Below are 25,643 nucleotides of genomic sequence, written 5' to 3' on the forward strand. Positions count from 1 at the left end.
CATCCGGGTTGTCCGAAAGGCTGGGCGTAAAGCCATCGTCGTCGATGCCGATGAAGAGCGTAAAGCCGGCTTCTACCGGGAACTCCAGACGGCCCGTAGCGGCAATGTCCGTATCCAGCAGTACCTCTACCACCGCGCCTTCGAAGGTGTAGACCACAAAGGCGTCGTCGAAGCCGATTTCCGTACCCGCAACGATGTCAATACCGTTGTAGTCGTAGTCAAAGCCTACCTCACCGTCTTCGGCAAAGGTGTAGGACACCTGACCGATCAGGTTGACCCCAAAGTCGTCGCCGATCGTGCTGATCACGATCTCGTCTTCGTTAAACTCGATGCCCGCATCTTCGGGAATGATCGGGAAGCCGTCCAGGAAGAAGAGCTCTTCGGTCCAGTTCTCCGGCGCAAAGTCGCCCGTGAAGCCGAGCGTAGGCTCATCACCCAGGCTGGCCGCACTGATCATGTACTGGAAGCTACCGCAACCGTCGATGATCGGACCGTTGCTCGGATCGTCGTCCATGACCGTAATGTCGAAGGCGAATACCTCCAGACACGCTTCCGTACCCGTCAGCACCATGCTCGGGATCAGCAGCGCCTGGCAGTTCTCGTTCAGCGTCAGGTTCAGCTCTCCCACGCAGGCGTAGAGCGGCTGGATGAAGTCCACCGTCACGATCACTTCGGCCGTGCTCACGTTGCCGTTTACGTCTTCGGCCGTGATTGTCACCGGCACCTCGCCGATGTCTTCACAGCCAAACTCCAGCTGGCTGGCCGTCAGGCTGGCCACTGCGCAGTTGTCCGTGGCGCTGGCCAGATCGGCCACCGTCAGGCTCGCAAAACCGTTCTCGTCCAGCACAATCGTCTGGGGAGTCGTCGTGATCTCGGGGTCGATGTTGTCCTCGACCGTAACCGTGGCCTCACAGCTGTCTTCGTTGCCGTTTACGTCCGTAACCGTCAGCGTAACCGTGTTGGGACCGACGTCCGCACACGTGAACTCCGTGATGTCTTCGCTGAACGAGGCAATACCACAGGCGTCCGTAGAACCGCCGTCAATCAGGGAGCCACCACCAGCACCGCGGGGAAGGACGTTGCCGCCTCCGTCGCTGCTGATGTTGATCGTGTAGGGACCCAGCGGACCGGCTCCACTAAAGAAGGCCGTCGTCACCAGGCTGTACTCACCGGGAACCAACATCAATTGGATCATGATCTCCGGCTCCGTCGTACCCCCTTGTGGGCTATCGTCGTTGCCGATCAGGAAGTTATCACAGGGAGCGTTGGGGTCAAAGCCACCTTCGTACAGCAAGAAGTAGAAGTCAGGACCAACAATGTCCTCCATCATGAAGGTGTACATGTCCTCCTGGTCAATGCTGAACTCCAGCACGTCGTAGAAGTGATCGGGCGTACCCGTATTGACCGTACATGTCGTGCCGTTGCCGTTGGGACGCTCAAACTGAGGATCCGTATCGTCCAGCGAGCCCGTAACCTGCGTGATCGGATCAGCAGCTCCCATGCCACCACCGTCGGTGGCAATCGATGCCTCTCCGTTCTCATCAAGTTCTACCGTAATGTCCTGGCAAACCGCATCGGGCGCTACGTTATCTTCCACCGTCACGGTGGCCGTACAGGTGTTTTCGTTGCCGTTCACGTCCGTGACCGTCAGCGTGACCGTCACCTCGCCAACGTCGTCGCAGCCGAACTCGTCAATGTCCAGCTCCAGACTCTCAATGCCACAGGCATCGTTGGAGCCATTGTCAATATCTTCGGCGTCAATGCCGCCTTCACCAAACTCGTCGAGTTCCACCAGGCCATCCTGGCACAGGGCTTCGGGCTGCACGTTGTCCACCACGACTACCGTGTAGTCGCAGCCCACCACTTCTCCGCCGCCGTTAGCGTCGTTAAATACCAGACGGCGCGTGATGTCTTCACCGACGTCCTCACAGTTAAACATCCGGGCCATGGGGCCACCCACCGTGAAGGGACCACTCAGGTAATCCAGGCCGGGGCAGTTATCGTCCGTGATGCTGATCAGCGCCAGATCGTTGGGCATCAATGCTGTGCCGTCTTCTCCCAGTTCTACCGTAACGGATTCTTCGCACTCCAGTACGGGAGCGGTAGGATCGATAACCGTGACGGTGTAATCACAGCCTACTACTTCGCCGCTGCCATCCTGGGCGTTGTAGACCATGCGGCGTTCGAAGGTCTGACCGACGTCGGCACAGTCAAAAGTACGGGCATCTGGTCCGCCCATCGTGAAGGGACCGTTTACCCGATCCGTGCATCCACCCATAAAGCTGATGAGGGGAAGATCGTTGGGGTACATCACCGTACCGTCTTCGCCGAGTTCCACGGTTACATTCTCTTCACACTCCAGTTCACAGGGAGGGCACTCCAGTACCGTCACGGGTACCAGCACTGACTGACAGCCACCATTACCCTGGTCAACAATCTGGATTTCTACCATATCACCGGGGTCGGCGGGATCAAACGTGAGCTGGCCGCTGGTGTTTACCGTTCCTTCCATGGGAAGACCGGCCAGAGGATCGTTTGCCGTAGTAGTATTCCCGTCGCGGGTAACCAGGACAATGTAGTCTCCACTACCACCGGTTACGTCAAAGCTGATGTCGGCGTAGGTTTGGCCGGGCTCCACCCCATTGTTTCCGCAACGGAGGTTGGTGACCTGAACGTTGGTGATTTCGCAGTTTGTGGGTTCCGCCTGACGGATGGCAAATCCCATGGGGATGAGCCGGAACGCATTATCGAGGTCGAAAGAGAAGAACTCATCGCCCGTGGCGTCAACTGGCGCATGGGCCGTAACCAGCTGCCGGTACTCTGGATTACCCAGGTTGATGCAATCACTACCGATGGTTTGCCCGGTAGTAAGGACAAGATTATCAGACGTACCAATAGGGAAATTAGCACCTACGGTCATAAAGGCCAGGTCACCCTCATCTGCGGATACGGTGCCGGAGGTTGAAGTATTGCCATTAAAAATAAATGAGAAATCAAAAAAGGAGAAAGTGAAGGGGTTCGTTGCCCTCACGCCACTCATTGATTGCACTACGGCAGAGCGGAACTCCACGACGCCATCGTAAGTGATGACCAGATCAGCAGTAGTAGCGGATGCAACCGAAGGCAAGTGAAGCCATAGATAATCGGTGGTTTTCTCCCCCGAGATACCTCGCTGTTGGAAGGTAAGATTTTGTCCGTTCCAGGTGGCCGTGGCATTTCCGTAAGTCGGCGAACTTGCCGTTGAAAGCCGTTCAGCATAAGTCGTCACCAGGATCAGCACGTTCTCATTGGCCGGAACGGTGAAGTTTGGTACGGTGAGGGTATTACTTGATCCGGTCTCAACAGCACAGGTTGCGTTTCCGTCATGCACTACCTGAGCGTAGCTGGTAGTAGTGCCAAGTAAAAGTAGTAGAAGAGTGAAAATTGTCCACCCCATATTTCTAACGGGAAGGGCCAACCCACTCGGGTTAGGTAAAGGTCTTAACATTCGTCCTTTTTTAGAGATTATCTAGGGACCACCAACTCCGGGCCTGATTTAAAGTGATAAAAATAGCTTTTGCGGGGAGAGCTGACCAAATAAAAGGTCCGATTTGTGCTGAACGGTAGGAAAATGTGCTGAATGGAACCTGAAACTGGCGCAAAATTGGCCCCAAATAAGGTGCTGAGATTGGCCTTCACCTTAGTCCACACCCTAAAATTCAAGCGCTCCTCACGGTGGAATAGCGACGTAAATCCCTCCGCAAAAACTTACCAGCCGTTCGATTCTTCGTAGCTTTTCACCCAAAATCCATCCCGCATGTTTGAGGCTTCTGTCCCCCTGGCTCTTTCCCGATTTCTTGGCACCTGCGCACCTGCGCCCAAGTACTCATCCTGGATCCTGCCCCTGATGCTCCTCTTTGCGACGAACCATCACCTTCAGGCCCAACAACAGTACGTTCAGAACCCGGGTACGTTCTCGGTGAATCGACTTCCCGCCCACGCCAGCCTGAAACACTACGACCGGGTAGTGGACGCCCGGGATGGCCGCAGCGTAGCCGGACGAACTTCCCTGGACGGGGCCTGGAACTTCCGTTTCTATCCGCAGGGCGGCAACGAAGCTCCCCCCGCTTCGCTGGGCAACCTCGGCGACGGCTGGTCCAGCATTCGGGTGCCCGGGAACTGGGAACTGCAGGGGCACAGTCACCCCATTTACACCAACTGGGAATACCCCTTCCGCCCGGTAGTCCCCCCCTTCGTGCCCAGCCGGGCCGGAGAGACGATGCACGACCGCAACCCGATGGGCGCCTACCAACGCAGTTTCGACCTTCCGGGCTTCCAGACTGGTGACCGGCAAGTACTCCACTTCGGGGCCGTCAGTTCCGCCTTTCACGTGTGGGTCAACGGACAGTACATCGGCTACAGTGAGGGCAGTCGCACCCCCGCCGAATTCGACATCACGGCGGTGGCCCGCGAACGGGGAAATTCCGTCTACTGCGAAGTCTACCGCTTTAGCAGCGGTTCCTACCTGGAAGATCAGGATCACTGGCGCATGAGCGGCCTACACCGCTCCGTCTACGTCGAAAGCACGCCCTACGAATACATCGTGGACCTGTTCGCCAAACCCACCCTCTCCTCGGACTACCGCACCGGCACCCTGCGGGTAGAGCCCCAACTCCACTTTCGTGACCCGGAAGTGATCCGGGACTGGCACTTTGAGCTCCGGCTATTTGACCCCATCGGCCAGTTGGTGGGATCGCCCGTAGCGAAGTCCGTGAACCCCATCATCGAATACTACCAACGGGGCGCCTACCGCGGCCCCTACGGCATTCATCGGTTCTATCACCTGGAACTGGAAGTACCGAATCCGGCCCGATGGACCGCCGAGACCCCCAACCTCTACCGCATGGTGCTGAGCATGAAAGATGGCGGCGGACAAGTCGTGGACGTCGTGGCGGAAAACGTTGGCTTCCGCACGCTCAGCTGGGGCAAGGAGGGCTTTAAAGTGAACGGGCGGGAAGTCATTTTCTACGGCGTCAACCGCCACGACCACAGCGCCCGCAACGGCAAGGCCGTTACCCGGGCGGAGATTAAGGAAGACCTCCGGTTGATGAAGGCCTTTAACCTGAATGCGGTGCGGACCAGCCACTACCCGAATGATCCCTACCTCTACGAACTGGCCGATTCCGTGGGACTCTACGTGATGGACGAAACCAACGTGGAGACCCACAAGGCGGGCAGTCAGATCAGCGGTCTGCCGATGTTTGCCGGGGCGATGTTGGACCGGGCCATCCGCATGGTCGAGCGCGACAAAAACCACCCCAGCATCGTGAGTTGGAGCCTGGGCAACGAAGCCGGCACCGGGCCCAACCACGCCGCCATGGCCGCCTGGATCAAAAACCGGGACGGCAGTCGGATGCTGCACAACGAGGGGGCCGCGGGCAACAGCTTTGCCGCCGAGGCGACGCCCGACGAGGGCTACGTGGACGTCCGCAGCCGGATGTACACGAATAAGGACCTCATGCGCAAAATTCTGGCGGCGGACGACGATCGTCCGTTGATCTACTGCGAATACGCCCACTCCATGGGCAACAGCACCGGTCACCTGGACACCTTCGCCACCATGTTCCGCACCTACCCCGCCTTTGCGGGTGGTTTCATCTGGGACTGGATCGATCAGGGCCTGGAGGTCACCAACGACCGGGGCGAAACCTACATGGCCTACGGTGGCGATTTCGGGGAAGACATCAACGACGGCAACTTCCTGGCCAACGGGCTGGTCTATTCGGACCGCACGCCCCAACCCGCCCTTTACGAGGTCAAGCACGCTTTCCAGCCGGTGCAGGTCCGTCGCTCCGGCGGCCAGTTCCTGATCAAAAGCTGGCTGACGCACACCAATCTTTCCCAGTACGACATGGAGGTAAGGGCGGTGACGCTGGCGGGCACCACGAGCATTTGGCGGGGTAAGGCACCGGCGGTGGGCGCCGGTGCGCAGGTGCCATGGACGCTAGACGAAGCCCTGCCCGAGGGCACCAAGTACCTGGAGTTTGCCTTCCTGCAACGGGAGGCCGCCTTCGGGCGGCCGGTGGGCCACGAGGTCGCCTTCGATCAGCTGCCGATTGCCGCCGCTCCGGCCGTGGCCTCCCGTCCCGTACGGCAAAACCTGCGGGCCACCTATCAGGAAACCCCCACCACCATCCTCGTGGCCGCCGGAGAACTGGAGGTGTACGTGGACCGCAGCACGGGCATCATCAATGAAGTGCTTCGCGGTGGGAATTCCCTGTTCGCCGCTCCCCTGAAGCCGAACTTCTGGCGGGCGCCGACGGACAACGACAAGCCGGCCAGACTGGCCCGTCGCTACCGTCCCTGGCGGGATGCCTCCCCCACCCTGGTCAGCCATGACTTCCGCAACAACAGCCTGCAACTGACCCGTCAGTACCTGGAGGGAGCGGTGACGGAAACGGTGAGCATCAGCTTCCCCGCCGGTGGCGGGGTAGCCCTGGCGCAATCGCTGCAGAAAACGGACGCCAACGCTCAAGTGCCGGGCGTCTTCCGCTACGGCCTGCAGACGGAGATTCCCCGCAGTTATAGTACCGCCAGCTGGTTTGGTCGCGGGCCCCAAGAAGCTTACGTCGACCGTAAGCATGGTGCGCGGTACGGCCGCCACCGGGCGGCCCTGGATGCCCTCCAGGAACCCTACATCCTCCCGGCCGAGAACGGTAACCGGCAGGACGTCTCCGACCTCCAGCTCAGCGGCAACGGAGCCCAACCCCTGACCGTTACCGGCAACTTCAACTTCAGCGTCTGGCCCTACACCCAGGCCACCCTCGAAGCGGCCACCCACACCCACGAGCTCACCCCAGCCACCAATTACACCCTCAACCTCGACGGTGCCCAGATCGGCCTCGGCGGCGACAACAGCTGGATGCCCAGCGCCGGCCCCTACCCCGAACATTTGCTGACCCTGGAGAAGCCGATCAGTTGGGAGGTGACGGTGAAGTAGGATACTGCTAAATTTGGCGGTAGTGCCGGATTTATCTGGCGAAAATTGGGCTTAACCCAAGCTGTTTACCCGAACTACTGCTCGGCCAACCAGTCAGTCCCCGACATTGTCGGGACGTCGGTGCCGGAACACTAGTGAAAATAAGTACCTCCTTACCCCATTACCTATCGATTCAAACATGGCCTTAATGAAGTATTTTCTGCTGATCATTGGCCTGGTATTCTTCGGCCTTTCGTCTGACGTCAGTGGTCAGGATACGACTGCCCACGCCACAGTTGCCTACTACTTCGAGCAAATACCCGATTCCTGCTTTTACTTATGCAACTGGCGGGAATATGGCGGGGACCTGGGCGTCAAACACATTGACACCCAAAACCGCTCGCTCTCCTTTAGGCAGTACTCGGACGATGGCTTTCCGCCCTCCTTCCAGATGGCTATTTTTAGTGGCCGGGACGAACAAGCCTTTGTGGTAGTTTCCAACCAGGAATGCGAAGCTCCGGAATGCCTGCGCCACGATTCGTTCTTTTTCCTCCACCGGGAAGGTCAGCTGATGAATGCCGATTCCATCGTGCTACCGAACCTTGATTTTTCCGCCTTTTACGACAAGCCCGCAGATGCTGAGCTACTCAATCAATATCCCGGATACGGGGATTTCGACTTCGTATTGCACCCCGAAAAGGGTGAAGTGACCGTCGAGTTGTTGGTGTGCGACTACCTCCAGTTCGATTACCCTGAGGTGACGGACGAGCAATACGACGGGCTGGTTAACCACAAAAAGACTGTCACCCTTCATTGGAATAAGCATCGTAATAGATTCGAAACCAGATGATCGTACAGCGTCGCTCGGCCGACCAGTCAGTTCCTACGTCACGCCTGGGCGGACGAGCTCACCCTCACACATTCAACCAGTACGTCACCTTGAGCACGAGGGAGCGTGACTTTGGAGCCCCGAAGTCCACGAAGCGGTTGTTGATGTCGGTGAAGTAGTTGTCCGTGTAGACGACAAACAGATCGGACACCGGCGCGTACCGCCACTGGAAGCGGGTATTGATGTTCATGTTGTTGATCTGGTTGTTGTACTGCACGAAGGTGGTCCAGAAGATGTTCTTGCTGAAGGTGATGTCCACCCGGGGACCGATCAAATACAGGTCACCGTCGTTGTAAGGTTCCGGCAGACGGATGCGATTGTAGGCGAAATCGAGGGAGACGAAACCGTAGGGCTGAAAGCGGTAGGTGAAGGAGCCTTCGAGGTTGATCCGCGTCCCATTGTAATATTCTCCGGAGCGGGTGGACAACTCGTAGAAAAACGATTTACGCTGATCGGATTCGTAACTGGCGATGATGAAGTTGTACCAGTGGCTGCTGCCTTCGGGGAGGGCCAGTCCCCCGGTTCCACTGGCGTCAAATTCCCGAAAGAGGTAGGTGAACTGACGGCGCAACCGCAGCCGGAAGTTGGCCGTGTTCCTGAAGGCGATCCGGTACAGGAGGTTCACGTCCCAGTCGGTGACCCCGAACTGCTGGTTGCCGACGATGTCGTAGTCGAAACCGGGGCCGTGGGACTGGATGGGACCGCGCTGGGGGTAGAAATTATACTCGATGGTGTTGAAGTGCTGCTGAAAATCCCGTCGCCGGACGAATCCCGCTTCGGGGTTAAAATTGGCGCCGACGGAGCGCACTCCGGTGCGCACACCCCAGCGATAAGCGTCCAGCTCCAGATTTAGCCCGAGGGAGAAGGTGGAGTCCCGCTGGTCCTGGTCCCAGGTCCGGTGATAGTAGGCTTTGCCGGTCCAGTAACCGTCGGCCGAAGCGTAGTTAAAGTCTGCACCCAGGGTGCGATTCCAGGCGGAGGGGTCGAGGGTGAAGTCGCCACCGATGGAATCCTGCACGGCCTGCTTATTCACGAAAATGGCGGAAATGTTGGAGCGTTCCCAGACCTTCCGCTGCAGCGAAGCCACGGTAAAGTTGGTAGAGGGAAGCTGGATGCGATTATCCCGGGCGGTCTGTACGCTGAGTAAACCCACGCGCCAGTCGTTATTAATCTTTCCGCTGAGGCGAGCACCGAGGTAGATGGGATTCTGGACGTTGGTGCCCGTGGCCGTATCCCGGGCCACCCCGATCCGGCGGGAAAAGAAGGGGGTAGTCCGACTGGAGCCGAAGGAACTGAACAGGTCGGCGTTCTCGAGGAAGAACTGTCGGCGTTCCGGGAAGAAGATTTCGAAGCGGTCCAGGTTGGTCACCTGCTGATCCACCTCTACCTGGGAGAAATCGGGATTAATCGTAAGGTCGAAGTTCATGGCCGAAGAAAGCGCAATCTTGGCGTCTCCTCCGACGTCAAAATCAGAAGTGGACGGCGTCTCGGCCACAAAGTCTTTCGCCGTCCCGAAGGCGGCGTAGGGGATCACTGAGATGTTGGATCCGGGGTCATTGAGGGGTTCGACGAATTGGACTTCGCGGTTGAAGGCTAAATTATTGGGGCTCAGATTCAGCGGGACCGGAGACCAGGTAGAAATTTCCCCCAGTTCACTATCTACCCGGTAGAAATTCACGAACCAGGTATCCAGATTTTCCTTGTAGCGGATGGTTTTGAAGGGAATGGCCATTTCGGCCACCCAGTGATCCTCCTCGATCGTGGAGGTGCCGAACCATTTGTTGTCCCAGGTAAGGGAGAGTTCGCCCCCATTGCTCACCAGGCCTTCCCGCCGCACGCCAAAGGGGTTGATGCCGAAGGAAAAGGCGTTTGTCCGGTCCTGATAGGTATCGAGTACCGCAGAAAACCCGTCAAAGGCCCGCCCCCGATAATCCCTGCGGAAAGAGGGGGTTACGTACTCATCCCGCGGCCCGACGCTCCACATGCGGGCAAGGATGTAGAGGTTTTCCGCATCATACAGTACCCGTACCTCCGTTTTCAGGGGGGACATCACGGTGTCCGTGGGAAAAAACTGGTGGAAGTTGGTCGCTACCTCGGCGCTGTTCCAAACGGATTCGTCCATTTTTCCGTCCACCGTAATCGGCTCCGTCGTTTTTCTGATCGTAAGGTCCTGGGCCGTTGCGGGCCCACACAACCCAACCAAAAGCCCGAGCAGGGGCAGCAACCGGAAGGTAATTCTTTTCATTCTGGGGTTCATCTGGTTCTCAAGCGGGCCTCGGTGCCATGTAACAAAGGAGTCTTCCTAACTCCCGAAATAAATAGGAGCGGAAGTTAATTGTTTATTTTTTGCCAAAGACATTCGGCCGGGAGGACCACGACTATTCCCCGTCCGGACCGCAACTCAATAGTAAGTAAGACATCATGACCCAATTCTGACCCCCAACGATAAGCGTTAATTTAACTTTGTGCATTAGGTTGGGTGCGCCAGGCAGCGCGGCTCGCCGGATTTTCCTGGCACCTGCGCTCCGTCGCCCCTTCCGGCACGTAAAACCGGGGTCAAAACCCCTCGACCCCGCATCCAACGGTGGTTCATCTTCGTTATTTGATCGCACTAAGCGGTGGTACCCCTACTTAAACTTTTCGTACGATGAAGAAAACGTATATCCTTGCCATCATCATGGCCATCGTGGCCGTCGCCCTTGTCCTCCGTGCCGGAGGCGAAGTTGCCCCCTACGCAAATTTTGCCACGGCAACCGAAAACGGTGACCAGGTAAAGCTGGTGGGCACCCTGGTGAAGGACAAGCCCATGGAATACGATGCCCTCAAGGATCCCAACTACTTCAGTTTCTGGTTGCGCGACCAGGAAGGCACCGAACGGAAAGTCATCCTCCTCAAGGGCAAACCCCAGGACTTTGAAATGAGTGAATCCATCGTACTCACCGGGCGCATGGACCAGGAAGCCTTTATCGCCAAGGACATCCAGCTCAAGTGTCCCAGTAAATACAAGGACGAAGAGTCCATGATCAAAGAACTTACTGAATAGATATTTAGGATTTAGGATCAAGGCTTTAGGCTTAAGGATAAGCCTCTATCATCATTCCTAAATCCTAAGACCTAAATCCTAAAACCTCAATCCTCCTCCTTACCCCACGAACCCGTAGTCAACCTTGGAAGAAATTCAGTACATCGGTGAGCACCTCGCACCCCGCCACATTGGTCACTTCGCCCTGCTGCTGGCCTTTTTTGGCGGTCTGCTCAGTATGGTCAGCTACTTTCTGGCGACGCACTACCGCGACGAAAAGCTGCGCAGTCGGGGATGGCACCGCTTGGGGCAACTGAGCTTCCTGGCGCACGGAGCGGCGGTCTTTACCGTCATCGGCTGCATCTTTTACGCGATGCTCAACCAGTACTACGAGTATCAGTACGTTTCCGCTCACGTCAGTGGGGACTTGCAGCAACGCTACATCTTCAGTGCCTTCTGGGAAGGGCAGGAAGGCAGCTTTCTGCTCTGGATGTTCTGGCACGTGATTCTGGGTTATGTGCTCATGGTGTACGCTCGGCAGTGGGAACGCCCCGTGATGGCCGTGTTGTGTTCCGTACAGGTCATCATTGTGAGCATGCTGCTCGGGATTCACTTCGAGTTCGGCGAGACGGTGGTGAAGCTGGGCTCTAACCCCATGTTGCTGTTACGCGAAGTGGTGGATGCCCCCATTTTCCAGCAGGCCGATTACGTGGAATTACTGAAGGGTAACGGCCTCAACCCCAGCCTACAGAACTACTGGATGACCATCCACCCGCCTACCCTCTTCCTGGGTTTTGCCAGTACGGTGGTCCCCTTCGCCTACGCGGTGGCGGGCCTCTGGACGGGTAAGCACCAGGAATGGCTGGCACCCGGACTGCGGTGGTCCCTCTTCAGTGCCGGCATTCTCGGCATCGGGATTCTCATGGGCGCCGCCTGGGCCTACGAGGCGCTGAACTTTGGTGGCTACTGGGCCTGGGATCCGGTGGAAAACACCAGTCTCGTACCCTGGCTAATGTTGGTCGCCGGGGTGCACACCAACCTCATCAGCAAGGCCACCGGGCAGGGTATCCGGGCGACCTACCTGTTCTACCTGTTCACCTTCGTGCTCATCATCTACAGCACCTTCCTGACCCGCTCGGGAGTACTGGGGGACACCAGTGTCCATGCCTTCACCGAAATGGGGCTGGAGGCCCAACTGCTGTTCTTCCTTGGCTTCTTTACCCTGGGTAGTATCGGCCTGATGGTGTGGCGTTGGAAATCCATTCCGGTACCGGAAAAAGAAGAAAGTACCAGTAGCCGGGAGTTCTGGATGTTCATCGGCAGCCTGGTGCTGTTCATGTCCTCCGTCTTGATCACCGGGGCCACGAGCCTGCCGGTGTACAACGAAATCCGGGAAATTTTCAACCCCATCTACGAGGGGGTCACGCTGGCCGACCCGGAAGAGCACCACAATAACTTCCAGATCTGGATCGGTATTTTCATCGGTATCCTCTCCGGAATTGCCCACTACCTGCGGTGGCGGGAGCGAAAATTTTCGAAGTACGCAAAACCTTTCCTGATCCGTACGGCGATTGCCGTCGCGGGTTCGTTGGTCCTCAGCTATCTGGTTACCCTCTGGATTCAGGCTCCCGGCTACCAGCACAAACTGCTGCTCTTCGCCGGCTGGTTTGCCGTCTGGACCAACCTGGACTACCTGATTCAATTTGCCCGCAAGGACCCCAAAGTCTTCGGAAGCAGTATGAGTCACATCGGCTTCGGCCTGATGCTGATCGGCATCCTCGCCAGCGGCACCAACAAGCGGATCATCTCCAACAATCAGTTCCTGATGGAGGGGCTGAGCGACGATGAGGAACTCGTGCGGACCACCGTCATCCTGATCAAGGATGAGCCAATGGTCATGGAAAACTATGAGCTCACGCTGCGTAACGACACCATAGACGGATACAACCGCACCTACTTCGTAGACTACAAACAGCGCAACGCCGCCGGAGAGGTGGTGGAGGAATTCCAACTGGAACCGAACGTACTCTACGACAAGAGCTTTGAGAAGATTGCCATCACCAACCCCAGTACCAAGCACTACTGGGACAAGGACATCTTCACGGTCATCATGAGTTTGCCGGAAGAGGAGCAGAGTATTGAAGCCAAACGGGCCAAGGAAGACAGCCTGAAGTATCAGATCGTATCCCTGCAAAGCGGAGAGCGTATTGACTTTCGGGATACAATCAAGATACGGCAACCCGACACCTTCCTGATCCGGGGCTTTACCGTTGGCCTGACGGATTTTGCCCGGGTGCCCACGCACCCGGATTACGTGGCCGAGCCCGATGACCTGGGCGTAGGGGCCACCGTTTGGGTTCGCCGCGATGACGACGGAGAAATCTACGAGCGACAGGTCGCTCTGGTGCTGCGAAAGGGATTGCTGTATCACTACCCCGCGCAGATCAACGAAATTGCCACCCGGATAAAGATTGACGAGAGCATCTTCGAGCAATTACTCGTTGACGAAGACGAACTCGACTATCAGGAGTTCGTCGTGGCACCGGGCAGTACCTTCGAAATTGACGGTCAGGCCATCACGTTCCGGAATTTCAATCCCCAGCCAGAGGTAGACCATTATGCTCCCGTGGAGGGTGACATTGCGGTCAGTGCCCGGCTGGAGACCCTGGACGAGCGGGGGCAGCCCCGCTCCATGGAACCGGTCTTCATCATTCGGGATAAGCAACCCAGTCGGGTGCGCGACGAGATTCGGGATTTGGGGCTCTACGCCAACCTGGTCAACCTGAACCCCAACACCAACGAAGCCACGTTGCTCGTGGCCAGAACGGAAGGACGGGAGGAAATTGCGGTCCCGATTGCCGTGGCGACCAACAGCTCCCGGTCGGATTGGCTGGCCCTGCAGGCCATCGAATTCCCCGGCATCAACCTGTTCTGGATCGGTACGATCGGCATGATGGTCGGGCTCCTCTTTAACATGGTACTCCGGGTGAGAAAGCGGGCATAAGCCTTATTTTCCCGACGGATTCCGTCCCTGATGCAGGAGGCTGGAGTTACGGGCCGACGCTAAAAGTGATCGAAAATCAGGGTTTTTTGGGCCTTTGGATTACCATCGCTCGGTAATATCCCGTAGCGTTCCGCTATCGCCGGGGCCAGGCTCACCTTAATTAACCACCCCGATGTCTCAAGAAACTGCCATTGCTCAATGCCTGTCGGCCATCGAAGAAAAGTTGGGCTGGGGAGAGCGTGATCGCTGGACCAACTATGACTTCGAACAACTGAGTGACCGCATCCACGAAGCGACGGGCACCCAGCTCAGCATAACCACACTAAAGCGGCTGTGGGGAAGGGTCAACTACCAGAGCAATCCCTCCACGGCCACCCTTAATGCCCTGGCTCAATTCCTGCAGTTTGACGATTGGCGGGCGTTTTGCGGCCAGCTGGAGCAGGAGCAGCCGGCCCCACCGAAACGGGAGGAAACCGCTACCCCCGCCACCACTACTGCCGCCGCTAAAGTATTCATGTGGATTGTGGGCGTGGGTACGGTGGTACTGATGTTAACCACCATCATGGGCAACCGGAAGCGAGCACCCCAGACGAGCATCATCAGGCCCGACGACTACCGCTTTTCTTCCGAGAAAGTACTCAGCTCCGGAGTACCAAATTCGGTCGTCTTTCGATATTCCGCTCCGCAGCGCCCGGAGGGCAATCTCTTCATTTCCCAGAATTGGGATGTCCGTCGAAAGGTAAAAGTTTCGGCTCAGGATTCCCTGCATTCCTCGATGTACTACTACCCCGGCTTCTTCCGGGCAAAGCTTATTCAGGAAGAAACCATCGTGGCCGAGCACGATCTTCGGATCAACTCCGAGGGCTGGGTTGCGGCCATTCACCAACCGTCCCCCATCTACTTTGACCCCACCGACTTTCAACAAGAGGACACCCTGCAGGTGACCCAAAAGATGTTGGCGGCCAACGGCTATCCCCTGGAGCCCAAACTCCCGGAAGTGCGCTACTACAACGTTCCGGCGGCGGAGGGTTTGACGACGGATAATTTCACCTTCAACGCTAACTTGCGGTCTGACTATGACCGGGGCAGTGGGAGTTGTCAACATATGGAAGTACTGCTCCTCTGCAAGAATAGTGCTTTAGTGGTGCCCCTCAGCGCGCCGGGTTGCGTGGGGGACCTGAGCCTTTTTGCGCTCGGACAAAACATCGACAGTAATCGGGCGGACCTTTCGGGATTTGGGGTCGATCTAAGCGAGTGGACGAACCTGCGCATCGAGGGCAGGGACCGCAATCTACGCTTCTGGGTTAACGAACAATTGGCCTACGAGACGAGCGCCCCGGAGCATGTTTTCGAGATCGTCGGAGTTAATTTCCGCATGCAGGGTCCGGGAGCCGTCTACGGCACCTGGTTGACGAGTCACGGGCAAACCGTAAGGTTTTAGCGGGGGCTTATTGAAAAGCGGGCGCGGAGCGCAGGTGCAGTGAAACGGAACCCTCATGCTCAGCCGGGGCAGGAGGAATTTATCTGATTCCACGAGTCAGCCGGGCCCCAGATCCATCAGTGGGAGCGATGGCTAGCGGTTCCAGGCGGGATTGGTCTCCAGCACCCGTTGATAAACCGGGCAACGCTCCTCGTGGGCTCCGGGAAGGTAGCCGGTGCTCATCAGGAATTCGCCCGTTATTTCTCCTCCGGTAAACTTGAAGGTCTTCTTGAAGAGCCTGACCCAGTCGCTTTTCGGAAGCGGATGATGGTGATCCAGCCACGCCTGAAAGGAACCATAGGCCTGCCGTAAATCAAGGATAACCTGCGCGTTATGGATGGCCGCGTTAACCTTGAGTTTGTTGCGGATGATTCCTGCGTCGTTCAGCAAACGCTCGCGGTCCGCTTCGGTAAAGCTAGCCACGGCGGCAAGGTCAAAATTAGCGTAAGCAGCCCGAAAATTATCCTGCTTATTGAGGATGACCGTCCAGTTCAGACCCGCCTGGTTGATTTCCAGCAGCAGGCGACCAAACAACTCATTATCGTCGGGAATGGGGAAGCCATACTCATTATCGTGGTAAAAGCGGTGCGGGTTTTCGGCGGGTAAACCCTGAACGTACTGGCAGTAGGTGGACATGGGCAGAAAGATAAATGGTTTCGGTGAAGTTTTGGGGAATCCGATTAGAGTCCGGCTACCCGAACCGGGTTAGCGACACAAAGGTATTCATGGCCGGAGATGGTGAATCCTAGACCGCCAGATCACAATCCTGAAATTCCTCCTCTTCCTTGCGCTGGGTACGCTCCAGGATGGCAAAACCAAAGGTGAGTACCCCTACCCGACCGATGAACATCAGGATGCTGATCAGCACTTTCCCCCACGAACTTAAATCTCCGGTTATGCCCGTGCTGAGTCCAACGGTCCCCAGCGCCGAGGCTACCTCAAATAGGATTTCCTCGAAGGCAAACGTCTCGGTGTAAGAGAGTAAAAAGGTAAACAGAAAAATCATGCTCGTGTACAGCATGAAGGTGGAAGTCGCAACGTAGAGTCGCTCAAAGGGAATCGTTCTCCAGAGGAAGGTGATCTTCTTTTGTCCCAGGAGGCGACTCTTCAGCACGGCCACCATGGCCGTAAGGGTGGTAATTTTCATACCCCCGGCGGTCCCTGAGGGACTGGCGCCCACGTACATCAGAAAGGTAACCAGCAACAGTGCCGGGAGCGCCAGTGCTCCCGTGTCGACGGTATTGAAACCGACGGTGGTCATGGCCTGGAAAAAGGCCGCCATCCAGGAACCTTCTCCGCTGGCGAACAGGGGGTCGGTGGCGTAGAACACCATGGTACCAAGGGAAAGTAAAAGGATAAAACCAACCACGACAATCTTCGTGGTAAACGTCAGTTCTTTGGATTTCCCCGAAAGCCGGTACCACAAATCCGTAATCACGATAAAGCCAAGCGAGCCCGCAATGGCCAGCACGGAAATGACCGCATTGGCTCCGCCGTCATCCCGAAAACCGGCAAACCCATCGTTAAACAGGCTGAAGCCGGCCGTACAAAAGGCCGAAACGCTGTGAAAAAGAGAAAACCATAAGCGTTCCCCGAAGGCCATCCCGGCATCTCTGAACACCCAGAAGAAACCGAAGGTCCCCAGAATTTCCATGACAACGGTAAAGAGAATTACGCTTCTGATGAAGTCATTGATTTTGATGGACTCGGGCAGGGTAAATTCCGTTCCGATCAAGCGAGAGTGCCATCGGGTAATTCTCTGGGTGGTGAACAGGAGAAAGTAGGTCGTCAGGGTCATGTAACCAATACCGCCGAGTTGGAAAAGCGCCATCATGATAAACTGACCGACAAAATTGTAGGTATCGAATACGCTGACGGTCACCAATCCCGTCGTGGATACGGCAGAAATGGCAATGAACAGGTGGTCCAAGAGGCTGACCGAGGATTTATGAAAAATTGGCAGAAGGAGCAAGAGCGTACCAATGAGGGCGTACAGGCCAAAGCCAAATACCAGATTTACCTGCGGGGAGTTACGCTGCTGGAATCTTTCGTAGAGGATACGCCACCTGCGTAACAGAGACCATTTTGCCATAGGGGAAATAGGTAGGTATACATTTAAGGTACAATCACCCCACAACACTCTACGCCACGGAGCTTGTTCATTTTTACTAAAAATAATTGCTCCTTTTCCCGGTTCCCGGCATCCTGGCTAAGCACGAGGATTCCGCTTCGCTGCACCTGTACTTCTGTTTCTAGAGGCTAATCGCACAAGTTTATCCGACTGACTAGCGGACACGCCGTTGCATTTTCCTAAACATCAACGATTCCAGCTAGCTGTACGAAACTCGGGGCCTTTGCACGGTTAAAAATGTAGGGGCCACCGGTCAGATAGCCACGCAAAATTCGTGCCCACAACCTCGTTTTATCGGCCATACTTCCCGCCAGATATTTTCCAAGACAACACTGCCCCCTCCAGAACAACATCCAGAGAGGGCAGCTACTTTTTAGCGTTGGCGGGCTTTACAGTCGCTCGAAAACACCGGCGATTCCCTGGCCACCGCCCACACAGGCAGTCACCATTCCGTAGCGCTCATTGCGACGCTTCATTTCATTCAGGAGTTGAATGGAGAGCTTGGCTCCCGTGCATCCCAGGGGGTGCCCCAGAGCGATGGCTCCTCCGTTCACGTTGACGATCTCAGGGTTGAGACCGGCTTCCTGAATGACGGCCAGGGCCTGAGCACCGAAGGCTTCGTTCAACTCAATGAGACCGATGTCGTTCAGTTTCAGCCCGGCTTGCTGCAGGGCCTTGGGGATGGCCACGCAGGGACCGATGCCCATGTAGAGCGGGTCAACACCCCCCACGGAACAACTCACCAGTCGGGCGATGGGCTCCAGGTTAAGCTGCTTGACCATCTCTTCACTCATCACAATCGTGAAGGCTACACCGTCACTGGTCTGGCTGGAATTACCGGCGGTGACCACACCGTTGTTCCGGAAGACCGGACGCAGCCGCGCCAGTCCTTCCATACTCGTGCCCCGGCGCACGCCTTCGTCGGTGTCCACCACGTGGGTCTTCTCCACCCGCTTACCGTCCCGCACAAAAACCTCGGGAACTTCCACGGGAACAATCTCGTCCTTAAACAGTCCGCCGTCAATGGCCTTTTCCGCCAGGGCGTGACTCCGGACGCTGAACTGGTCCGCCGCCTCCCGGCTGATGCCGTACTTGGCCGCCACGGACTCCGCCGTGATGCCCATGCTGACGACGTAATCCGGCGTATCGCTGGCCACTTCGTAACTGGGAGCCAGTTTGTAACCCGTCATGGGAATCTGGCTCATGCTTTCGGCTCCTCCGGCTACGTAGCACTGCCCCATGCCGGCACGAATCTTGGCCACGGCGATGCTGATCGTTTCCAGACCACTGGCGCAGTAGCGGTTCACGGTCATTCCCGGAACCTCCTTCCCCATGGCCCGCAGGCTGATCTGACGACCGATCTGCAGTCCCTGCTCCCCTTCCGGGTTGGCACAACCGACGATGCAGTCGTCCACGATCTTAGGATCAATATTCGGGTTTTGCTCAAACATGTGCTGAATTACCCGCACGGCCAGATCGTCTGACCGGAAATTTCTGAATCCCCCCTTTTTGGCTTTGCCCACGGCAGAACGAAAACCGCTTACGATATATGCTTCTGGCATGATTTATATTTTTTAAGCGTAAGTAAAACGCTTGATTAATTGATTTAGATTTACTTAATCAGGCGCCACGTCGTTACGCGACGCAATCCTAGGTAAAGTAGCGTTCATCGGATGCCTCCTGAGCGAAGCGAAGGGTCATCCGATGTATCGCGGTCTTCTTGCTAGTTCCGCAGCGGCTTATTCGTCTGCAACATGTGCTGAATCCGCTCCAGGGTCTTCTGCTCCCCGCAGAGGGAAAGGAAGGCTTCCCGCTCCAGATCCAGCAGGTACTGTTCGCTGACCTGTTGGGTGCCGGTCAGGTCACCACCGCAGAGTACCCAGGCAATTTTGTGGGCGATCTTGATGTCGTGCGCACTGGCGTAATGCCCGCGCTTCAGCTCGTTGGCCGCGGCGTACAGCGCCGCCAAACCACCCCGGCCCAGTACCGTCACGTCTTCCCGGCGACGGGGCATGGTGTAGCCGTCGTCCGCCAGGTCGAGGGCCATTTGCTTGGCTTCGGCAATGTTGCGGTTGCGGTTGATCACAATTTTATCCCGGCCCTCGATGAGGGTGCCGTTGTTGAAGCCTTCGTACCCGGAGGTGGACACGTTGGCCATGGCAATGGCCTTGAAGCGCTCAATCAGGGTGGGTACCATGACGTCTCCTTCAAAGAAGCTGTCGCTGGCCCGAAGGGCAAACTCCTTGGTTCCACCTCCGGCGGGGATTACCCCGATACCGGCCTCCACCAGTCCGATGTAGCTTTCGGCGGCAACCGCCGCCCGGTCGCAGTGCATCATCGTTTCACAACCTCCCCCAAAGACGTACCCCTGGGTGGCCGCGATGACCGGGATGGCCGAGTAGCGGCAACGCATCACGCTTTGCTGGAATAGATTGACGGCCATGTTCAGTTCGTCAAACTCCTGCTGGTAGGCCAGCTGGGCGATCATCATGAGGTTGGCGCCGACGCTGAAGTTGGTGGCGTCGTTTCCGATCACCATACCTTTCCAGCCTTCTTCCTCCAGCTTCGTGATGGCCTCTTCGTAGCCCCGCAGAACACCTTCGCCGATGCTGTTGTGGGCGCTGGTGAACTCCAGGCAGGCGATGCCGTCACCGATATCGTGCAGGGTGACCTCGCTGTTTTTGTACACTGGAGCCTGCTCGCGGTAGTTGTCCAGAATGATGAACTGATCCAGACCGGGTTTCACCTCGTAAGTGCCGGTGGCCTGGTTGTAGTATTTGAGTTGTCCGTTTTCCCGCTTGTAGAAGCTCTCGTGGCCGGCACTCACCATATCCTTTACCCACTGCGCAACGGTATTCCCGTCGGCTTCAGCGGCATCAATCCCGGCCTGGATGCCCACGGCATCCCAGTACTCGAAGGGCCCCATCTCCCAGGCGTAACCGGCCTTCATGGCGTCGTCGATGGAGTAGATGTTGTCGCTGATTTCCGGAATCCGGTTGGCGGAGTAGGCGAACAGTCCGGCCAGTGCCCGACGAATCAGCTCACCGCCGGGGTCGTCAGACTTGAACAGCGCCGCTACCCGCTTTTGGGGATCGTCAATCTGCTTGGCCAACTTCAGGCTGGGCAGGCTTTCCCGTTGGCTGGGCTCGTACTCCAGGGTTTTGAGGTTCAGGGCGAGAATCTGCCGGTTACCCTCGGCGTCCTTAATCTTTTTGTAGAATCCCTGGCCGGTTTTGTTGCCGAGGAATTTGTTGTCCAGCAAGAACTGGTAGTAGCTGGGAATTTCCAGGATTTTGGCCGCTTCGTCGTGGGGCGCATTTTCCCGGATGCCGGTCATGACGTGGGCGCCCGTATCGTGACCGACCAGGTCACCCAGGCGGAAAGTACCCGTTTTGGGCCGGCCGATGGCCGGGCCGGTCAGGCGGTCAACCGTCTCGATCCGGATGCCCAGCTCGTCGGTCAATGCGTAAATCTTACTCATGCTGAACACTCCGATACGGTTGCCGATGAAGGCCGGCGTATCCTTGGCCATTACCGTCGTCTTACCCAGGTAGAGGCTGCCGTAGTGCATGAAGAAATCCAGTACCTCCTGCTTGGTGTCGGGACCGGGGATAATCTCGAAAAGCTTCAGGTAACGTGCGGGATTGAAGAAGTGGGTGCCACAGAAATGAGCCCGAAAATCTTCACTCAGTCCCTCCTGAATCATGTGGATCGGAATACCGGAAGTGTTGGTGGTAATCAGGGTGCCGGGCTTGCGGACCTTATCTACGCGACCAAGCAGGTCCTGCTTGATGTCCAGGCGCTCTACCACCACTTCGATGATCCAGTCGTAGTCCTTGAGCTTGTCGAGGTCATCGGTGAAGTTACCCACCGTGATCCGGCTGGCGAAGGACTTATCGTAGAGCGGAGCGGGCTTGCTTTTGATGGCGGCCTTGAGACTGTTGGCGGCATTACTGTTGCGCACTGCGGGGTTCGTCTCGCCCTCCTTCATATCCCGCGGAAGGATATCTAACATGAGGACATCGAGGCCGATGTTGGCAAAATGACAGGCAATTCCGGAGCCCATTACTCCTGAACCCAGCACGGCTACACGGCGGATTCTTCTACTGTTTGGGGACATACATGATCAATTTAGCGAAATTTCGCTGGCGAAGGTAAGGGTTGGTATCCAAACCCGCAATAAAGCGCGCAGGATCGGTAGTGTGAAAAGGCATTTGGGGGGCACTAGGTTGGCTTTTTCCGGACTTTCCTCGGGATTGTCCGCTTTTCGTTCCACCAGTCGGCGGACGAATCTGCTCGTGCCTCGTGTTTCGGCCGGCGACCTCGAGGCTGAAGCAGCGTTCATTAGATGTAGGGTGATAAAAAAAATCTACTGCTCTGACCAGAGTAAGTCGTGGTCGGAAGCCTGTTTTGCGAAGGCGTAGCCAAGTAAAATGACGTCCGAATACTATTTAATGTGTAGTTCAAGCGCGAAATTTTTATCACCCTACATTCGATGCATCGCAAAACACGAACTCGTCCGCCGAGGCGTGACGCAGGAACTGGCTCGTCGACTGAGTGAAGCTAGGTCGGGATCAATGATTTTTAGAAAATGCAACGGCGTGCCGGTGCCATGCTTTTGGGTATGGCCAGGCCCCGGGCACCCTCCGTGATTTTCCGCCCGTTAGGTTCGGCGCGTAATTCTTCCCCCATCGCTCATGCCCGCTTACCTTTGCGGGCAAAACCCACTGGTCTTGGAAAGAAAGTACTTCCTCATCGCGGCGATACTCCTGGTCTTCGCCAGTTGGAATTCCGTAGGCTTCCACCAGGGAGACGAGCATTTCCAGATCTGGGAGTTTGCCGGCTACAAACTGGGGCTCATCCCGCAGGAAGATTTGGCCTGGGAGTTCGGCGAGCGGATGCGGCCGGCGGCCCAGCCGGCCCTGGCCTACGCCGGTTACCGGGTGTTGTCCCTCGGCAAGACCATCGACCCCTTCCTGATCACCTTCCTTTTCCGGGTGCTCTCCTCCGCCTTTTTCCTCGTGGTTGCCTGGCTCCTGTGGCAAAGGTTTGCACCTGCGTTTAGCGCCCAAAAGCTTAAAACCTGGCTACTGCTGATCCTCCTTTTCCACTGGTGCGCCCTCTATTCGGGGGTCCGTTTCTCCAGCGAAAACTGGTCGGGATTGGTCCTTGCGGTCGCCTTCCTGTGGTACCCCCTGCCGCGGGACAGCGGCCCCCAGCAATTCACGCCCCGACAACCACCGTCGGGCAGCTGGCATCGGTACCTGTTGGCGGGCTTCCTCTTTGGGCTTTCCTTTCTGTTCCGGTATCAGGTCGCCCTCCTCGTGGTCGGCTTCGGGGCCTGGTTGCTGTTCATCGGCCGGGAAAAGTTTTTGCACCTGCTCCTCCTGATCCTGGGCGGATGCACGGCCCTGGGCCTCGGGACCGTACTCGACTACTGGCTCTACGGCGAGTGGGTTATTGCCCCCTGGAATTACCTGGCCGTGAACCTCCTGGAGGGTAAGGCCGCCACCTTCGGATCGGAACCCTGGTGGTATTACTTTCCGGCCCTGCTGGAAAAAGGCGTGCCGCCCCTGAGTCTACTTTACGTCGGCGCACCACTGTGGTTTTTCTATCGATACCGCAAAGATCCGATCACCTGGATGGCCATCCCCTTTCTACTCGTCCACTTTTACCTTTCGCGCAAAGACGTCCGCTTTCTTTACCCACTCCTACCCTATCTGGGCATTATGATTATGGCCGCCGCCCGGGCCATCTACCGGGCACGCGGAGTCGCCTGGTTTGAGCAGGGGTGGGTCCGCAACGGCCTTAAGCTGATGGTCGTGGTGAACCTGGGCCTGGTTCTTTTCAACGCCATTCGACCCAACCGCTCACAGGTAGACGTGGCCAGTTTCGTGTATCACGAATTCCATCAGCCCGTCACCCTGTACGCCGATGGTCACCATCCCTTTGATTATGGCGGCCTGAACCTGGGCTTTTACCAGCGGCCCGGCAACATTATCGTAGAGGGGAAGGATCGTTCGGACTGGCCGGAATGCCAGACCAGCACCTGTCTGTACGGCATCCGCAGCCGGGCACCCCAACCTCCGCCGGGAGCGGAGTTGATCTACACCAACCGCCCGGCCTGGCTGGGTTTTGCCGTAGACCGGGGCTGGCTGGACAAGGTCAATTTCTGGTACCTCTATGACTTAAAGGAGTCCAGCGCCCGCGACAATTGAGGATCCGGGCTGCCGGACGACAGGTCTTTGGCGCGGACGGGTACCAGAATATCCGGGGTGAGGTTTCCGGGTTTGGGGTTGGCCGGGATCAGGCGCCAGTTTTTCATCTTCAGCGTAAACAGTTCTCTTTCCCCGATCGGAAATTCCAGGGTTTTTCCACCGTAAACGACCTCATTGGACGCTCCGCTGACGTCCCCGACGATGATTCCCCGCTCGTAGCCCTGGACGTAATTGGCAAACAATCCTGCGGCGGAGAAGGTCAGGTTATTCACCAGCACGACTACCTGGCCGTCGAATCGCTTCTTTTCCGGCACGCGGTTTTTGGCCCTGGTTTCCCGGGGCTGCCGGTAGGTGCCGTCTTGCTTGCGCACCCCTCCGACGAGCCACATTCCGAACCGGTTCCAGAGGCCCTTCCCCCCCGCCGTGGGACCGGTGGAAGAAATGTCGGTGAGGGCCGGAAAGGGTTCCTCGGCCAAAAATCCGTAGAGAAAGCTGCAGTTCGACAGGCTACCGCCAGTGTTGAAGCGGAGATCCACCACCAATTGATTGATTTCCGAAGCATTGATCCGCTCGAAGTACTCGCGGGCCAGCTTTCTGAAGTTCCGGTTGCCGCCAAAGGAAAAGGAGGAAAAGCTGCGGACCTTCAGGATCCAGGCACTACTGTCTTCACTTAACCGGAGGCTAAAGGTTTGTCTGGCCGTAGCCCCTTTGGATGACTTTTGGTCGCTGCTTTTTTGCGCGGGACGGGACGGTTTAACCCAGTGAAGTTCCTCCTGGCCTTTGCTGCCCGGTACCAGGATGCTGATGCTATCCCGCCATCCCTCCAGTCGCTGATAATTTCTTCCGAAGTTGAAGGCCGTATGAAATCTGGCCGCACGGTCGAACCCATTGTCGTTGGCGCCACCAAAGACCGCCATTTTTTCAATGAGTGGAGCCACCCGCCAGCCGTCGATGGCCAGCACGGGTGTACCGGCGGGCAGGGTGTCTGCCATCGCCGTCGGCAGCGGGGAACGTAGAACGTACTGCCCGGCTTTCATCTCGGCGAGGAACAGCGGAAAGTTCCGAAGCGCGATGCTGTCCGTAGTAGCCGGACTTGGATTCGGGACCAGCTGGAGGTGGCCATCGGCGGTTCCCCGCTGCAGGGGCGCCACGGTAGCGAGGAACTCCAGCAGGGACAGACTGTCGTTATGGCCGACAATACTCAGCTGGGCCTCCAGTTGACGGCCGATGCTATCAATCGTTCTTGCGCCCGAAACCTGTTGGGCAAAGGGATGGTGCTCCAGCAGGTGCTGCGTTAACTCACCAATCATTGAGATCGCTTCACTTCTGGCCATTCTGGACTGGGCCATCAGGGTTGAGGTCAGGAAACAACCAAGGCAGCACAAAAGCAGGGTCAATGAGTTTTTCATACCGGGGGGATTGGGGAGCAGGAAGATAATTGATAAACGGATGGTGAGCCCAAACACGTAGAGGATTAACGGGACGGTAATATTATGACCGCCAGTTCTGACATCCTCCCCTGCCTACACTGACAAATTGACCGAACCGATAAATTGGCACGGCTTGTGCACGCTCTCGCGCGGGTGAGGTTCAAGCTGCCTCGCCGTTCGTACCCAATGGGGTACATGGAGAACCCAAAATTTTGAACAAAACAAAACTGATACATGAAGCCGATCAACGATCGCGTCGTGGTTAAGCCCGCCCCTGCGGAGGAGAAAACCAGTGGCGGCATCATCATCCCCGACACCGCAAAAGAAAAGCCACAGCGTGGCGAAGTAGTAGCCGTAGGCCCAGGTAAAGATGGTAACCTGATGACGGTTGCCAAGGGAGACATCGTGCTCTACGGGAAGTATGCCGGACAGGAAATCAACTATGAAGGTCAGGATTACCTGATCATGCGCGAGGACGATATCCTGGTTATTCTCGACTAGTTCCCTTTCC

At 56.9% G+C, this 25,643-nt stretch carries 13 protein-coding genes and 1 pseudogene; 7 read left to right on the forward strand and 7 right to left on the reverse strand.

Annotation, left to right across the window (positions count from 1 at the left end; all coding sequences use genetic code 11):
- Positions 1-3,487 (reverse strand): annotated as a pseudogene (locus E1J53_RS22490) (hypothetical protein); the annotation flags it as partial.
- Positions 3,488-3,796: 309 nt separating this feature from the next.
- On the opposite strand from E1J53_RS22490, the gene E1J53_RS22495 reads away from it, so the two are divergent.
- Both E1J53_RS22495 and E1J53_RS22500 read left to right on the forward strand, forming a co-directional pair.
- The gene (locus tag E1J53_RS22495) at positions 3,797-6,979 is read left to right on the forward strand and encodes a glycoside hydrolase family 2 TIM barrel-domain containing protein (RefSeq protein ID WP_134274713.1); all 3,183 of its coding nucleotides are present in this window, start codon (positions 3,797-3,799) and stop codon (positions 6,977-6,979) included.
- Positions 6,980-7,166: 187 nt separating this feature from the next.
- Positions 7,167-7,808 carry a hypothetical protein gene (locus tag E1J53_RS22500; RefSeq protein ID WP_134274712.1) on the forward strand — a complete coding sequence of 214 codons (642 nt, stop codon included), beginning with the start codon at positions 7,167-7,169 and terminating at the stop codon, positions 7,806-7,808.
- A gap of 64 nt (positions 7,809-7,872) precedes the next feature.
- On the opposite strand, the gene E1J53_RS22505 is transcribed toward E1J53_RS22500, so the two are convergent.
- Positions 7,873-10,092 carry a carbohydrate binding family 9 domain-containing protein gene (locus E1J53_RS22505; protein WP_173021603.1) on the reverse strand — a complete coding sequence of 740 codons (2,220 nt, stop codon included), beginning with the start codon at positions 10,090-10,092 and terminating at the stop codon, positions 7,873-7,875.
- Positions 10,093-10,494: 402 nt separating this feature from the next.
- On the opposite strand from E1J53_RS22505, the gene E1J53_RS22510 reads away from it, so the two are divergent.
- The 3 genes from E1J53_RS22510 to E1J53_RS22520 all read left to right on the forward strand — a co-directional run bounded on the left by E1J53_RS22510 (position 10,495) and on the right by E1J53_RS22520 (position 15,314).
- Complete coding sequence (locus E1J53_RS22510) at positions 10,495-10,890, forward strand: cytochrome c maturation protein CcmE (protein ID WP_134274710.1); 396 nt, start codon at positions 10,495-10,497, stop codon at positions 10,888-10,890.
- A gap of 124 nt (positions 10,891-11,014) precedes the next feature.
- Positions 11,015-13,873, forward strand: coding sequence for a cytochrome c biogenesis protein CcsA (gene ccsA, locus E1J53_RS22515; RefSeq protein ID WP_134274709.1), 2,859 nt, complete (start codon positions 11,015-11,017; stop codon positions 13,871-13,873).
- A gap of 172 nt (positions 13,874-14,045) precedes the next feature.
- On the forward strand, positions 14,046-15,314 hold the full coding sequence (locus tag E1J53_RS22520; RefSeq protein ID WP_134274708.1) for a hypothetical protein: 1,269 nt from the start codon (positions 14,046-14,048) through the stop codon (positions 15,312-15,314).
- A 132-nt stretch (positions 15,315-15,446) separates the two neighbouring features.
- Here E1J53_RS22520 and E1J53_RS22525 read toward each other — a convergent pair whose 3' ends face one another.
- From E1J53_RS22525 to E1J53_RS22540, 4 genes are all read right to left on the reverse strand, one after another.
- Entirely contained in the window at positions 15,447-15,989 is a 543-nt protein-coding gene (locus E1J53_RS22525; protein WP_134274707.1) for a DNA-3-methyladenine glycosylase I, read from the reverse strand.
- A gap of 109 nt (positions 15,990-16,098) precedes the next feature.
- Entirely contained in the window at positions 16,099-17,445 is a 1,347-nt protein-coding gene (locus E1J53_RS22530; protein ID WP_134274706.1) for a TrkH family potassium uptake protein, read from the reverse strand.
- Between the two features lie 428 nt (positions 17,446-17,873).
- Positions 17,874-19,046 (reverse strand): thiolase family protein, encoded by a 1,173-nt coding sequence (locus E1J53_RS22535; protein WP_134274705.1) that lies wholly within the window; start codon positions 19,044-19,046, stop codon positions 17,874-17,876.
- 161 nt (positions 19,047-19,207) lie between these two features.
- Positions 19,208-21,604: a 3-hydroxyacyl-CoA dehydrogenase/enoyl-CoA hydratase family protein gene (locus E1J53_RS22540; protein ID WP_134274704.1), complete on the reverse strand. Its 2,397-nt coding sequence runs from the start codon at positions 21,602-21,604 to the stop codon at positions 19,208-19,210.
- A gap of 613 nt (positions 21,605-22,217) precedes the next feature.
- On the opposite strand from E1J53_RS22540, the gene E1J53_RS22545 reads away from it, so the two are divergent.
- The gene (locus E1J53_RS22545; protein ID WP_173021604.1) at positions 22,218-23,702 is read left to right on the forward strand and encodes a hypothetical protein; all 1,485 of its coding nucleotides are present in this window, start codon (positions 22,218-22,220) and stop codon (positions 23,700-23,702) included.
- Here the strand turns inward: E1J53_RS22545 and E1J53_RS22550 are convergent.
- Positions 23,666-25,111 (reverse strand): S41 family peptidase, encoded by a 1,446-nt coding sequence (locus tag E1J53_RS22550; RefSeq protein WP_134274702.1) that lies wholly within the window; start codon positions 25,109-25,111, stop codon positions 23,666-23,668. The genes E1J53_RS22545 and E1J53_RS22550 overlap by 37 nt on opposite strands.
- 255 nt (positions 25,112-25,366) lie before the next feature.
- Between E1J53_RS22550 and groES the strand changes: the two genes are divergently transcribed.
- Entirely contained in the window at positions 25,367-25,633 is a 267-nt protein-coding gene (gene groES / locus E1J53_RS22555) for a co-chaperone GroES (protein ID WP_134274701.1), read from the forward strand.
- Positions 25,634-25,643 lie beyond the last annotated feature (10 nt).

Source organism: Lewinella sp. W8 (assembly GCF_004375085.3).
GTDB lineage: Bacteria > Bacteroidota > Bacteroidia > Chitinophagales > Saprospiraceae > Neolewinella.